This is a genomic window from Phytobacter cepae, assembly GCF_054165735.1.
In genome coordinates this window covers 3,617,502-3,630,830 of record NZ_CM135107.1, presented here as the reverse complement: position 1 = coordinate 3,630,830, position 13,329 = coordinate 3,617,502, and the positions used below count along the sequence as shown (strand labels likewise).

The 13,329-nt window shown below is 54.8% G+C and carries 13 protein-coding genes; 7 read left to right on the top strand and 6 right to left on the bottom strand.

Annotated features, from left to right (window positions below):
• Positions 1-60 precede the first annotated feature (60 nt).
• Positions 61-1,626, top strand: a complete 1,566-nt coding sequence (gene ahpF, locus ACUY4Q_RS17080; protein WP_458043903.1) for an alkyl hydroperoxide reductase subunit F — start codon at positions 61-63, stop codon at positions 1,624-1,626.
• 120 nt (positions 1,627-1,746) lie between these two features.
• On the opposite strand, the gene uspG is transcribed toward ahpF, so the two are convergent.
• From uspG to dcuC, 5 genes are all read right to left on the bottom strand, one after another.
• Positions 1,747-2,175: a universal stress protein UspG gene (gene uspG, locus ACUY4Q_RS17075; RefSeq protein ID WP_458043902.1), complete on the bottom strand. Its 429-nt coding sequence runs from the start codon at positions 2,173-2,175 to the stop codon at positions 1,747-1,749.
• A gap of 140 nt (positions 2,176-2,315) precedes the next feature.
• Complete coding sequence (gene yldA / locus ACUY4Q_RS17070) at positions 2,316-2,405, bottom strand: small membrane protein YldA (RefSeq protein ID WP_458043901.1); 90 nt, start codon at positions 2,403-2,405, stop codon at positions 2,316-2,318.
• 128 nt (positions 2,406-2,533) lie between these two features.
• The gene (rnk, locus tag ACUY4Q_RS17065; RefSeq protein WP_458043900.1) at positions 2,534-2,944 is read right to left on the bottom strand and encodes a nucleoside diphosphate kinase regulator; all 411 of its coding nucleotides are present in this window, start codon (positions 2,942-2,944) and stop codon (positions 2,534-2,536) included.
• 170 nt (positions 2,945-3,114) lie between these two features.
• Positions 3,115-3,924: a ribonuclease I gene (gene rna, locus ACUY4Q_RS17060; RefSeq protein ID WP_458043899.1), complete on the bottom strand. Its 810-nt coding sequence runs from the start codon at positions 3,922-3,924 to the stop codon at positions 3,115-3,117.
• Between the two features lie 97 nt (positions 3,925-4,021).
• The gene (gene dcuC, locus ACUY4Q_RS17055) at positions 4,022-5,395 is read right to left on the bottom strand and encodes an anaerobic C4-dicarboxylate transporter DcuC (protein WP_458043898.1); all 1,374 of its coding nucleotides are present in this window, start codon (positions 5,393-5,395) and stop codon (positions 4,022-4,024) included.
• Between the two features lie 380 nt (positions 5,396-5,775).
• Here dcuC and ACUY4Q_RS17050 point away from each other — a divergent pair, with 380 nt between their 5' ends.
• The 6 genes from ACUY4Q_RS17050 to cspE all read left to right on the top strand — a co-directional run bounded on the left by ACUY4Q_RS17050 (position 5,776) and on the right by cspE (position 12,813).
• On the top strand, positions 5,776-6,168 hold the full coding sequence (locus ACUY4Q_RS17050; protein WP_458043897.1) for a DUF2946 domain-containing protein: 393 nt from the start codon (positions 5,776-5,778) through the stop codon (positions 6,166-6,168).
• A gap of 53 nt (positions 6,169-6,221) precedes the next feature.
• Positions 6,222-6,569 carry a copper-binding protein gene (locus tag ACUY4Q_RS17045; RefSeq protein ID WP_458043896.1) on the top strand — a complete coding sequence of 116 codons (348 nt, stop codon included), beginning with the start codon at positions 6,222-6,224 and terminating at the stop codon, positions 6,567-6,569.
• An 11-nt stretch (positions 6,570-6,580) separates the two neighbouring features.
• Entirely contained in the window at positions 6,581-7,837 is a 1,257-nt protein-coding gene (locus ACUY4Q_RS17040; protein ID WP_458047372.1) for a TolC family protein, read from the top strand.
• Entirely contained in the window at positions 7,834-9,282 is a 1,449-nt protein-coding gene (locus tag ACUY4Q_RS17035; protein ID WP_458043895.1) for an efflux RND transporter periplasmic adaptor subunit, read from the top strand. Before ACUY4Q_RS17040 ends, ACUY4Q_RS17035 begins: the two co-directional genes overlap by 4 nt.
• A complete protein-coding gene (locus tag ACUY4Q_RS17030) occupies positions 9,279-12,416 on the top strand; it encodes an efflux RND transporter permease subunit (protein WP_458043894.1) in 3,138 nt (1,045 codons plus the stop codon). The genes ACUY4Q_RS17035 and ACUY4Q_RS17030 overlap by 4 nt, the downstream gene beginning before the upstream one ends.
• Positions 12,417-12,603: 187 nt before the next feature.
• Positions 12,604-12,813: a transcription antiterminator/RNA stability regulator CspE gene (gene cspE, locus ACUY4Q_RS17025; RefSeq protein ID WP_004100146.1), complete on the top strand. Its 210-nt coding sequence runs from the start codon at positions 12,604-12,606 to the stop codon at positions 12,811-12,813.
• A 54-nt stretch (positions 12,814-12,867) separates the two neighbouring features.
• Here the strand turns inward: cspE and crcB are convergent, their stop codons facing one another.
• Entirely contained in the window at positions 12,868-13,251 is a 384-nt protein-coding gene (crcB, locus tag ACUY4Q_RS17020; protein ID WP_458043893.1) for a fluoride efflux transporter CrcB, read from the bottom strand.
• Positions 13,252-13,329: the final 78 nt, after the last annotated feature.

Here is a 13,329-nt window from a genome sequence, read left to right as displayed (position 1 = left end):
ATTGAAGCCGCCGTAATAAGGCAGCTTGCATGATGATGTTTTAAGCCCAGGAGATTAAAAATGCTCGACACAAACATGAAAACGCAGCTCAAGGCTTACCTTGAGAAACTGACTAAGCCTGTTGAGCTGATTGCCACGCTGGATGACAGCGCCAGATCGGCAGAAATCAAGGAACTGTTGGCTGAGATTGCTGAACTGTCAGACAAAGTCTCTTATAAAGAAGATAACACGCTGGCCGTGCGCAAACCGTCGTTCCTGATTACAAATCCAGGTTCACACCAGGGTCCGCGCTTTGCTGGCTCGCCGCTGGGCCATGAATTTACTTCACTGGTGCTGGCGCTGCTGTGGACCGGTGGTCATCCGTCGAAAGAAACACAGGCACTGCTGGAGCAGATCCGTGATATCGAGGGTGATTTCGAGTTTGAAACCTATTACTCACTGACCTGCCACAACTGCCCGGACGTGGTGCAAGCCTTTAACCTGATGGCCGTGCTCAACCCACGTATCAAGCATACGGCGATTGATGGTGGCACCTACCAGAATGAAATCACTGACCGTAATGTGATGGGCGTTCCGGCGGTGTTTGTTAACGGTAAAGAGTTCGGTCAGGGGCGTATGACGCTCGCCGAAATCGTTGCCAAAATTGATACCGGTGCAGAAAAACGTGCGGCGGAAGAGCTGAACAAGCGTGATGCGTATGATGTGCTGATTGTCGGTTCTGGTCCATCCGGTGCGGCGGCGGCTGTGTACTCAGCACGTAAAGGTATTCGTACCGGTCTGATGGGTGAGCGTTTTGGTGGTCAGGTGCTGGACACCGTAGACATCGAAAACTACATCTCCGTGCCGAAGACGGAAGGCCAGAAGCTGGCGGGCGCACTGAAAGCACACGTATCTGAATACGATGTCGATGTGATTGATTCGCAGAGTGCGACCAAACTGACGCCGGCTGCGGTGGAAGGTGGCCTGCATCAGATTGAAACGGCGTCGGGTGCCGTGCTGAAAGCGCGCAGTATCATCATTGCGACCGGGGCAAAATGGCGCAACATGAACGTGCCCGGCGAAGATCAGTATCGCACCAAAGGGGTCACCTACTGCCCGCACTGCGACGGTCCGCTGTTTAAAGGTAAACGCGTGGCGGTCATCGGCGGCGGTAACTCCGGTGTGGAAGCGGCCATCGATCTGGCGGGTATCGTGGAACATGTCACCCTGCTGGAGTTTGCGCCAGAGATGAAAGCTGACCAGGTACTGCAGGATAAAGTGCGCAGCCTCGGTAACGTCGACATCATTTTGAATGCGCAGACCACCGAAGTGAAAGGCGATGGCAGCAAGCTGACTGGCCTTGAGTACCGGGATCGTGTGAGCGGTGATGTGCACCACATCGCGCTGGCAGGGATTTTCGTGCAGATTGGTTTACTGCCGAACACCACCTGGCTGGAAGGTGCGATTGAGCGCAACCGCATGGGTGAAATCATCATTGATGCGAAATGTGAAACCAGCGTCAAAGGTGTGTTCGCCGCCGGTGACTGCACCACCGTGCCGTACAAACAAATTATTATCGCCACTGGCGAAGGTGCGAAAGCCTCTCTGAGCGCATTCGATTACCTGATCCGCACCAAGAGTGCATAAAAAGAAAGTAAGACAAGTCCAAATAATTCGAGTTGCATGAAGCCAACGCCCAGGCAGCTCGAAGAATGAAGGGACTACACCTGCAATAATCAAGAGGCTGCCCCAGGGCAGCCTCTTTTTTTATCGCACAACCAGCACCGGAATGTGGGCGTGTCGCACGACGCTTGAGGCATTCGACCCCATTAAGTGGGTCGAAATGGAAGGGTTACGGGAACCAATCACCACCATATCAGCCTTCAACTCTTCGGCCATTTCATTGACCACATCTCGCACGCTGCCCAGACGAACATGAATTTTGATCCGTTCAGGGTTAATAGAGAAATGGCTGACCATCGTATTCAGCCTCGTTTGCGCTTCGGTCTGGAGATGTTCTTCAAAACGACGAATATCGGCGGCAAAACGGTGCAGGCTTAAACTGGCGGAAGCGGGCAGGACATGCAGTAGATGAATCACTCCCGTATCCTGGGCGAGGAACTCAGCATGGCGCACGGCTTTGTCGCTTAACTCCATTTCGAATACATCAACCGGCATGATAATTGTCTGATACATAAACGCGTCTCCCTGTAGGTTATGTCCTGTGTATTGCAGCACAAACAGCAGCGTAATTTTGTAAGGTCACTGGCAATTATTTACTTTGTAGATGAATTATCGATGAAATATCTGCTTTTTTAGCGAAATGACAGGGCATTCTACCGATGGCGTTCCAGATAGAGCACCGCTGCGACGACGACCGCGACGATGAGAAAATAAATGAGCGTGATGAGGGCAATCTCGTTCATACACGAACCCGGAGCAAGATCCTGTAAACAACGTTAGGATCAAACGCGGCGCGAAGAAATGCGACATTCGGGTGAGTGAACGGGAAGAGGATGCAGCACGCATCCTCTAAGCGCGGGGAGGGAGTGAATCAGAGAAGGTATTCGCCAGCCGCTTCGGGTTGGTACACCAGCTCAAGCACCTCAAGGTCGGTCGCGGTACCGCCAGGTAATTCCCAATGAATGCTGTCACCCACGCGCAAACCTAACAGCGCGGCGCCCACCGGCGCAAGAACGGAAAGCTGGGCAGCGCTGTCGGTCATCTTTGTCGGGTAAACCAGCGTGCGCGTGCGTGTTTCGCCACTTTTCAGCTCACGAAACGTCACGGTACTGTTCATGGTGACAACATCGGCAGGCATCGCTTCAGGCGCACACATCTGCGCACGATCCAGCTCGGTGTTTAACGCCTGGGCGACGGGCAGGTTCGCGTATGCCGGTTTCTCCAGCAGGCGGTCGATACGCTCAGCGTCGAGTTCGTTGATGATAATGGCAGGTCTGGACATCTCTTACTCCATGTCTTAGGCGGCGTTGTGCCCGATTGATCCAAAGAAAAACCCTCGCCGTCGGGCAGCGAGGGTTTAGCAGATCCGATGATACTGAGAGTGAGGGCAAGTTTGAAGTGACTAAGCTCACATTTGGCGGGTTTATGAGTTAAGGGCCCGCGAATGGCAGATCAATAGCCCAGACTGTCGATAATAAACGCCTCTCCACAGTTGCCCGGATGGGGCTGAGCGCGAAAACTGAGCGGCGAAAGTGGAGCATTCACTGAAGCGGCATCCAGGGTAAATTGCAGTTCGGTAATATAGGCGGGGTTGCCACTGCAACTTAATTTAATGGACTTAATGCTGCTGTCGCCCCAGGATTTGGCTACCGCGGCATCGAAATCACGACGGGTCACGCGTTTGCCGTAATTATCTGCCAGAAAAGCGCCTAACGGACTCTGCTTCACTTCCTGATTCATGCGCACCATCACGCCAAACCAGGCATCCGGATCAAAACCAAAGCAGACGCCATGTTTGGCGTATTCATAGCGCTCAAGGCAGGACTTGCCTCCTGAACCCGGCATGACAGCGTTGAGTTTATTGGCCATCTCCAGCGATAAGCCTGTCTCTTCCGCCGCGCATTTTCGGCTGGCTTTCGCTTCCGGCATATTGGGGATAGGGCGGCTGGCACAGCCGTAGCGCATCCAGCGATTATTATCGACGCCCCGCGCGGCGATAGATTTCGGCAGGCTCGGCCAGAGGCCGTGTACGGTAAGGTAATCACTTTTCTGCGGCGAATCTTTTTGGAGACGACATTCGTCCGGCTCCCGGTTGCCCCGATCGTGCTGGCTCTGGCAGAATCCGGTTTGCCACGACAGCGCCAGTACATAGCGGTCGAAATCACCGTAGCTTTTGGGAACAAGCGGTTCGGCGTGGGCTGAGGTGAGCGAGAGGATCGCCACAGCGACGCTAAGGCTGGCGACGAGACCCTTTCTTAACATTGATAGTCCTGATACATACGGTGAGATAATTGCTGGCAGTTATTAAAGCACAAAAAGCGCCGGGCGGGCGCTTTTTGCTTACAGGGCAGAGCGATACTTAACGAACGGCGGCGCCGGGCACCAGAATTTCCGTGGCAATAATGACCACAATCAGGCCGACAAGCACGGGTACGGACGTGCGTTTCACCACTTCGAAGGGGGAGATGTTTGCCATCCCTGCGACCGCAACCACCACGCCCGAGACCGGCGAAATGGTTCGGCCAAGGTTAGAGGCTTGTAACATCGGAATCGACAAGTAGGCTGGGTTGATGGCGGATTCGTGCGCCAGCTTTGGGATCATCTCAACAAACGCATAAAACGGCGCGTTACCTGAGCCGGTGGTCATCGCTGCCAGCATGGTGAGGATCACCAGCACCAGCATCAGAATGATACTGGCTGATCCAAAGGAGGTGGCGATAGAGATCAGGCTCTGGATAAAGCCGATGGTGCTAAGCCCCTGGGCGAAGACGCCTGCGGCAACCAACAGCATCACCACGCCGGCGAACGCATCGGCCATGCCCCGGTAAGCCACTTCCAGACCGGAGAAAACATTTTGCGTGTTGAAGCCACGGAAGAACTCCAGCACCGCCGCCAGCAGCATGCAAATGACCAGGATTGTGATGATGTGCAGTTCCGGGCCCCATTTACCATCAAAAATCAGCACCCCGATGATCGGCGTAAACGGCAGGATGGCGTAAAAGGCCGGAGCTTTGGTGGTGATGTCTTTAACGTCGAGAATTTCGGCAGTGATATTCTCTTTTTTATCTAAATAGCGCTGCCAGAAAAAGTGAGCAATCGCCATCGCTATAATGGCGGCAATAGAGATAGGCAGAGTGGTTTTAAAGGCAAAATCGACCAGCGGCATTTCTGCGGCTTTAGCTGCCAGCACCACATCCCCTGAGGTTGGCGATAAAATAATCGCTGCCGGAGAGGCGCAAATTGCTGCTGCCGCACCACGACTTATTCCCACGTTGACCATGACCGGGAACAGCGTCGCCATTAATAATACGCCAAGCCCGGTGGCCGACGAAACGGCCAGCGACATTAAGCAGGCGACAAAATAGGCGGCAATCATCAGTAAATAAGGTGAGTTTATAAAACGCAGCGGACGGGAAGCCAGTTTAACGACCATGTCATTGGCGCCAATGTGCGTCATATACGCCGCGAATCCGCACAGCATCATGATCATCATGCCAAGGTCGCCACCACGGCTCATCAGCAGAATTTTCACGTACTCTACAATGTCGGTGGCGGTGTAACCGGTGCTGGTGGCGCTGCCGGGCAGGACTTTATGCCCCATAATGGCGCTGATGATCAGCAGCGTCAGGCCGCCGACAAAGAGCACGCCGGTTGCCGAGTAACCTTTGATGATATAGCGTGCGACACCGACAATAACGGCGACGCCAATGAGTAGTTCAATAAACGTTAACATAATGTTCTGGATCCCAGGATAAAGGTCAGAGAAAACAGCAGCGGGAAAACGAAAAAACGCAATGTGCCGAAGAACGGTCAGCAAGTAGATGATTAAAATCAAGGAAGGATCGTTTTTAGAATATAAACGTGTAAATTTAACCGAAGGATACAAATTAACCGAAAACGCAGGTCTGCTTACCTGCTTTAATGTGAAAGAATTAACCCTATAAAAGAAAATAAAAAGTTAATGATATTCGTGTATTAAGTTATCGATTCATTCACCACGTAAATTAATTAAAAAAGCCTTTAAAAATAAAAAAATGGGTGCCTATACTCAGCCCGTTTCCTGTTCATCACTGGGTCATTATGCACATTGGTTGGGTAAGTCGACTTCGCGCAATGAAGCGGCATCTTATGATGCTGCTGATGGCGTTTGGCTGGCTGTTGATCCAGAGTCAGGTGGCGATAGCTTCACATGATTGCGACCTTGATGTGCAGGGCGCGACGGTCATGACCCAGCATTACGATCACATGATGACTGGCGATGTGATGAATAACAGTGCGATGCCACAACCGGTACACGCCATGAAGGCACCGTTGTGTGATAAGCACTGCATCCCTGATGTCGCGCAAAAAGAGACCGGGCATCCGCCACTGGTGGCGTTGCCTGTTAACCTGATTCTCGCTGTTGCGGACCCCGTCTGTGTTGATACGGCGCAGGAAGGATGGGCACTCACCCCACCGGCTATTGGCCCCCCGGCCGCCATTCGCTTCTGTCGATTCAGAGAATAAAACCTGTTAATTCGTTGAAATTTCATTCTTTTACGATTAACAGGAGTTCTGACATGCGTTCTTATCTTCTTTGCTTGCTGGCCGCAGTGCTGGCTACCCTTTCCGTCTCCACTGTCCAGGCGGCTGAGATGAACCACACCATGCATCACGACATGTCGCGGCACGCGGCGATGCAGGCACCGGTTTACCACTCGCAGGGCATTATCAAAAAAGTCACCCCGCAGGCCGTTTCTATTTCCCACCAGGCTATCCCGGACCTCAACTGGCCACCGATGACCATGCAGTTTGCGCTGCCGCAAGGTGTCGACTTGCCTGAACTTCAGGTAGGACAGAAGGTCGATTTTACCTTCAGCCAGCATGAGCGCGGCTACCAGATCGTTTCTCTGACACCACAACATTAATTGGGGAAATGATGAAACGATTCTCACTGAGCCTCCGGCTGAGTGGGGTTGTGTTGGGTGTGATGTGCTCCGCCGCGCAGGCGGAGTCATTGACGCTGATGCAAACCCTTTCCGCTACGGAGCACTATTCCGCTGAGCTGTCTGCCCGCCGCAATGAGGCCCAGGCGCTGGACGCAATGTCAGACTCGGCCCGCCAGCTCCCTGATCCCAAGCTGAAATTCGGGATTGAAAACCTGCCCGTGCAAGGCAGTAACGACCGCCGCTTTACCCGGGAAGGCATGACCATGCAGCGGGTGGGCGTGATGCAACAGTATGTCAGTTCAGACAAGCGCGATCGCAAAGCCGATACCCTGCTGGCACAGGCGCAAAGCGTGAAGGCCAAATCTGCCGTCACCCGCGCCACGCTTCAGCGGGATGCGGCTCAGGCCTGGCTGGATCTGGCTTTGTCGACGCGCGCCTTGCAAACCGCCCGTCAATTGCTGGCAGAAACGGCTGCCCAGCAGGGGGCGCAAAAGGCCAGCGTCGGCGCAGGTAATGCCGCCCCTGATAGCGTGCTCACCTTTCAGATTGGGCTAAACGCGATGCGCGACAAGGTGACTCTCGCCGAACGTGACGTGCAGCTTGCAAAGGCACGTCTGACCCAATTAACCGGGCAATCGGTCACCGCTGCCCGTGGCCCCCTTCCGCGTTATCAACGTTTGCCTGCCGATGAACACACGCTGGAAAGCGGCGTAAGTCAGCACCCGGAAATGGTGGCGGCAGCCAGCGAGGCGAACAGTGCCAAAGCGCAGTCGGCGCAGTCGGCGATAGCAGCCATCCCGGATGTGGAGGTGGAGGTCTGGTACGGGCGACGCGCTGAAGGTTACGAAGATATGGCAGGCGTGATGGTCACCGTTGATTTACCGCTGTTCACCTCAATGCGCCAGGACAAAGATCACGCCGCTGATATTTCCCGCACGATGCAGGCTAACGACCAGCTTGCGCTCATCGAGCGCGAACATGTCGCACAGGTGCAGTCGCTCATCGCGCAATACCACGCTGCACAGGCGCTATGGATGCGCCAGAAAGAGGACGTGTTGCCGTTGGTACATAAGCGGGCTTTGCTGATGGCCGCCCAGTATCGCAGCGGGCAAAGCCAGTTATCTGAACTGCTGGAAGCACATCGCACCGTGCTGGACAGCGAGCTGGCCACGATTGAAGCCGAAAAAGAGATGGCCCGGAGCTGGGCCGCCATCCAGTGGTTGATTCCTCAGGAGCTGGGCCAATGAAAAAAACGGTTATTGCAGTGCTGATTACCGCCGGGCTGGCGGCAGCTGCGGGCTTCGGCGTGGGGCGCTGGCAGCCTGAACCCACCGCGAAGACCCATCAGGTTTCGGACTCCGCGCGAAAAGTCCTTTACTGGTACGACCCGATGGTACCCGGACAGCGATTTGATAAACCCGGTAAATCCCCGTTTATGGACATGCCCCTGGTACCGCGCTATGCCGACGAAGAGCAGGACAGCGCAGGGGTGGCCGTCAGTGCTCGGCAGCAACAAAATCTGGGGATGACGACGGCAAAAGTGGAAAAACGTGCCCTGGCCTCGGCGTTTTCGGCGTTCGCCACCGTCACCACGGATGAACGCGGCATCCAGGCGGTGCCTTCGCCCGCCTCTGGGGTAGTGGAAAAGCTGTTTGTCCGTGCCCCTCAGCAGTGGGTGAAAAAAGGTGAACCGCTGGCTCAGTTATGGATCCCACAATGGACGGCGGCCCAGCAGGAGTATCTGGCCGTGCGCCAGCTTGGTGATGCGACTTTAACGCGTGTTGCCCGTGACAGGCTGGCCCTGCAATTTATGCCTGCGTCGATCGTTCAGGCGGTAGAGCGCAGCGGTAAGCCGCAGACTCGCCTGACTTTGCGTGCTGAGCGAGCCGGGTATGTGGTTAAGCTTGATTCCCGTGAGGGAGCTCAGGTCGCCGCCACACAAACGCTGTTCGAACTGGCGAGCCTTGACCCCGTCTGGCTGGTGGTGGATTACCCGCAAACCCAGGCGCAAACCTTGACGGCGGGCAGCGAGATTATTGCTACCTCAGCAAGCTGGCCGGGAGAGCAATTTCGTGGCCGGGTGAGCGAACTGTTACCGCAACTGGAAACCACAACCCGAACGCTCAAGGCGCGCATTGTGCTGGAGAACGCGCAGCAAAAACTGAAACCGGGCATGTTTCTGACGGTCACCCAGCCGCAGGCGCAAAAACAGCCTGCGGTCATGGCGATTCCCGAAGAGGCAGTGGTCAGCACCGGTACTGCCAGCCGGGTGTTATTGGCTTCAGGAGAGGGCCACTTCCAGCCGGTGACGGTGACGACCGGCAGAACGGCGCAGGGCTGGACGGAAGTCCTTTCCGGCTTAAAAGAAGGGGATGAAGTCGTGACTTCCGGCCAGTTCCTGATTGATTCTGAGGCCAGTTTGCGCAGCGCGCTGCCCGACGCCAACCTCGAAAAACAGCCGCAACAGTTTGAAAGCACCGGCGTGGTGGAAGCCATCGACGGGCAGTCTGTCACCCTTTCGCACCAGCCGATTCCCGCGTTGAATTGGGGGGCGATGACCATGGATTTTGTCCTCAAACGGCCACAACCGGAGATCAACGTGGGTGACAGGGTGATGTTCAGTTTCACCCTCGATGATGAAAACGGTGCAGTTATTACCCATCTGATGGCAAGTGGGGAGGGCAGGAAATGATTGCTGCCATTATTCGCGCTTCGTTACGCAACCGTCTGCTGATCCTGCTCGCGGCACTGGTGCTGACAGGGTGGGGTGTCTGGTCGGTGCAGCGTGCGCCGCTGGATGCCCTGCCGGATCTGTCGGACGTACAGGTGATTATTCGCGCCAGCTATCCGGGTAAGGCGCCGCAGATCATCGAAAATCAGGTCACTTATCCCCTGACGACCGCGATGCTTTCCGTCCCAGGGGCGAAGACGGTGCGCGGCTACTCCATGTTTGGTGACGCCTATGTCTATGTTCTGTTTGAAGACGATACGGACCTCTACTGGGCGCGCTCGCGGGTGCTGGAAAACCTCAGTCAGATTCAGTCCTCACTGCCGACGGGAGTGAGTGTTGCGCTGGGACCCGATGCCACTGGTGTGGGCTGGATTTATGAATACGCGCTGATCGACCGCAGCGGTAAACACAATCTTGCCGACCTGCGCGCGTTACAGGACTGGACGCTTAAGTTTGAGCTGAAAACCGTACCCAATGTGGCGGAGGTCGCAAGCGTAGGGGGCATGGTTCGCCAGTATCAAATCCTGCCTGACCCGGCAAAAATGCGTGCGCTCAATATTACCCATGGGCAGTTGATTACCGCCGTGCAGTCCGCCAATCAGGAAAGCGGTGGTGCGCTACTTGAGATGGGGGAAGCCGAATTTATGGTGCGTACCACGGGGTATCTTCAGACGCTCGACGATTTTCGCCAGGTGGTCATCACCAGCCGTGATGGGGTGCCGGTGATGCTTTCTGATGTCGCCAGTGTGCGCCTCGGGCCTGAGCTGCGTCGCGGCGTCGCGGAGTACAACGGTGAAGGGGAGGTGGCCGGTGGCATTATCGTCATGCGCTATGGCAAAAATGCGCTGCAAACGATTCACGCGGTGAAAGAGAAACTTCAGGCGGTACAGAAAACGCTGCCCGCCGGGGTCGAGATTGTGCCGGTGTACGATCGCTCAACGCTTATCGAACACGCCGTAGAAACCCTGACCCACAAACTTATTGAAGAGTTTATTGTGGTGGCGCTGGTGTGCACCCTGTTCTTATTCCACTTCCGTTCGGCGCTGGTGGCGATTGTCTCGCTGCCGTTGGGGATCCTGGGGGCGTTTATTGTGATGCACTACCAGGGGATCAATGCCAACATCATGTCGCTGGGGGGGATTGCGATTGCAATAGGCGCGATGGTCGACGCGGCGATCGTGATGATCGAAAACATGCATAAAGTGATTGAGCAATGGCGGCATGATAATCCCGGTCGTCAGTTGGTCCCAGGCGATTACTGGCGGCTGTCGGAACAGGCGGCGGTGGAGGTTGGGCCTGCACTGTTTTGCAGTCTGCTGATTATCACCCTGTCGTTTATTCCGGTGTTTTCGCTGGAAGCGCAGGAAGGACGAATGTTCTCACCGCTGGCGTTTACGAAAACCTGGGCGATGGCCGTCGCGGCAGGACTGGGTATCACCCTGGTGCCGGTTTTAATGGGGCTGTTTATTCGGGGAAAAATCCCGGATGAGAAAGCCAACCCCATCAACCGTTTTCTTATTCGCCTCTATGAACCCGCTCTGGAGCGCGTGCTGAGCTGGCCAAAGGCGACGCTGATGCTGGCTTTTGTGCTGCTGCTCGTCACGCTTTGGCCACTGAGCCGTCTGGGCAGCGAATTTATGCCGCCGCTCAACGAAGGTGATTTGCTGTATATGCCGTCGACGCTGCCGGGTATGTCGGCGCGAGAAGCCGGGCGGTTGCTCCAGCAAACTGACCGCCTGATCAAAACCGTACCGGAAGTGGAGAGCGTGTTTGGCAAAGCGGGCAGGGCGGAAACTGCGACGGATCCTGCACCGTTAACCATGCTCGAAACGACCATTCGCTTTAAACCTCGTGACCAGTGGCGACCCGGCATGACGCCGGAAAAACTGGTGGATGAACTGGATAAAACCGTGAGCCTGCCGGGCATCGCCAACGTATGGGTGCCGCCGATCCGTAACCGCCTCGATATGCTGGCGACCGGGATCAAAAGCCCGGTTGGTATTAAAGTGAACGGGAATAACATTGCCGACATTGAACGCGTGGCGCAACGCATAGAGCAGGTGGTAAAAACCGTGCCTGGGGTGACCTCTGCACTGGCTGAGCGCCTGGCGGGGGGGCGCTATGTAGACATTAACATCAACCGTCAGCAGGCGGCGCGCTACGGGGTCTCGGTAAAAGAGCTGCAGTCGCTGGTGGCCACGCTGGTAGGGGGCGACAATGTGGGGGAAGTTTTACAAGGACGCGAACGTTTTCCTGTCAATATTCGCTACCCGCGTGAGCTACGAGAAAATGTTGATGATCTGCGCGCGCTGGCGGTGATTACCGAAAATGGTAATCAGATTGCCCTGGGGGAGTTGGCTGACATTGTGGTCAGTGAAGGCCCGCCAATGTTGAAGAGCGAAAATGCGCGTTTATCAAACTGGATATATGTGGATCTGCGCGGACGGGATTTAAAATCCGCCGTGGATGAAATGCAGCAGCGTGTCGCTGAGCAAATCACTCTGCCCCAGGGGGTGACGCTCTCCTGGTCAGGGCAATTTGAATATCTCGAGCGCGCCAGCGCGAAATTACAGGTGGTGCTTCCTGTCACGCTATTAATCATTTTCGTGTTGCTGTTCATGACCTTCAGGCGGATTTCCGATGCACTACTGATCATGGGCACGCTACCCTTCTCGTTAATTGGCGGCGTCTGGTTACTGTGGTTATTGGGGTATAACCTGTCAGTTGCCGGCGCGGTCGGATTTATTGCGTTGGCGGGCGTGGCGGCAGAGTTCGGCGTTATCATGGTGCTCTATTTAAATCAGGCGCTGTATAAACACCGCAAGCGGGATCCCGATGGCGGGCATGAGATGTTGCGCCGGGCAATCCACGAGGGGGCGGTATTACGCGTACGGCCGAAGGTGATGACGGTGGCGACCATCATGGCAGGTTTGTTGCCGATCATGTGGGGCGGTGGCAGCGGTTCTGAAGTGATGAGTCGTATTGCTGCGCCGATGATTGGTGGGATGGTCACTGCGCCTTTGCTCTCGCTGTTTGTCATCCCTGCCGTGTATGAACTGCTGCATCGCCGCGACAAAAATGGGCCGCGTCTTTGAGTGTAACGCCGCCTCGTATCGCACATTTAATAGCCTGTGCGTAAACGGCGCTACAAACGGTAGATTGGAATAAACTTCGCGACATTTATCACTTTTTGATGAATAACGACTGGACAAAAGTCTCTACAATTGTTGTACTGTTACTCGACACAGCATTTGTGTCGTTTTTCATGTAAAGGTAATATAGATGTCTAAGATTAAAGGTAACGTTAAGTGGTTTAATGAGTCCAAAGGATTCGGTTTCATTACTCCGGAAGATGGCAGCAAAGACGTGTTCGTACACTTCTCTGCAATCCAGAGCAATGGTTTCAAAACTCTCGCTGAAGGTCAGCGTGTAGAGTTCGAAATCACTAACGGTGCCAAAGGTCCTTCTGCTGCTAACGTGATGCCTATCTAAGTTAGCATTAAGACAGAATTTCAAAACCCGCTGAAAAGCGGGTTTTTTTTGCCCTCAATTTGTGCTCGCACTGGAAAACAGCCAGAAAGCGAAAGCCGTCATTGCAAACGAACCCAGCAGATTGACCGCCACGTTTAGCAGCGCCCAGCCAGCACGGCCTTCCTGAAGTAGAAAAACCACTTCGGCAGAAAAGGTCGAAAAAGTGGTCAATCCGCCGCAGAAACCGGTGGTCAGCAACAGTTTCCACATCGGGTCAATGTGCGTCATTCGGTTGAACCAGGCCAGGCCCAGGCCAATGATAAATGCACCGATTAAATTCGCTGCCAGTGTGCCCATCGGAATGGCATGATGAGCAGGGTTTAGTTTCATACTCAGCGCCCAACGCGCGACGCTGCCTGTTCCACCACCAATGAAAACCGCCAAAAGAAGTTGTAACACCGCGAAATCCTGCTATTCCATTTGTTAGAGTGACGAGTGTAGCGCCGAAGCGGTCACATGGCTATATCGGCACCTTCA

Coding starts and splice junctions, on each gene's coding strand:
- ahpF (WP_458043903.1), top strand. CDS start 61: ATGCTCGACACAAACATGAAAACGCAGCTCAAGGCTTACCTTGAGAAA.
- uspG (WP_458043902.1), bottom strand. CDS start 2,175: ATGTATCAGACAATTATCATGCCGGTTGATGTATTCGAAATGGAGTTA.
- yldA (WP_458043901.1), bottom strand. CDS start 2,405: ATGAACGAGATTGCCCTCATCACGCTCATTTATTTTCTCATCGTCGCG.
- rnk (WP_458043900.1), bottom strand. CDS start 2,944: ATGTCCAGACCTGCCATTATCATCAACGAACTCGACGCTGAGCGTATC.
- rna (WP_458043899.1), bottom strand. CDS start 3,924: ATGTTAAGAAAGGGTCTCGTCGCCAGCCTTAGCGTCGCTGTGGCGATC.
- dcuC (WP_458043898.1), bottom strand. CDS start 5,395: ATGTTAACGTTTATTGAACTACTCATTGGCGTCGCCGTTATTGTCGGT.
- ACUY4Q_RS17050 (WP_458043897.1), top strand. CDS start 5,776: ATGAAGCGGCATCTTATGATGCTGCTGATGGCGTTTGGCTGGCTGTTG.
- ACUY4Q_RS17045 (WP_458043896.1), top strand. CDS start 6,222: ATGCGTTCTTATCTTCTTTGCTTGCTGGCCGCAGTGCTGGCTACCCTT.
- ACUY4Q_RS17040 (WP_458047372.1), top strand. CDS start 6,581: ATGAAACGATTCTCACTGAGCCTCCGGCTGAGTGGGGTTGTGTTGGGT.
- ACUY4Q_RS17035 (WP_458043895.1), top strand. CDS start 7,834: ATGAAAAAAACGGTTATTGCAGTGCTGATTACCGCCGGGCTGGCGGCA.
- ACUY4Q_RS17030 (WP_458043894.1), top strand. CDS start 9,279: ATGATTGCTGCCATTATTCGCGCTTCGTTACGCAACCGTCTGCTGATC.
- cspE (WP_004100146.1), top strand. CDS start 12,604: ATGTCTAAGATTAAAGGTAACGTTAAGTGGTTTAATGAGTCCAAAGGA.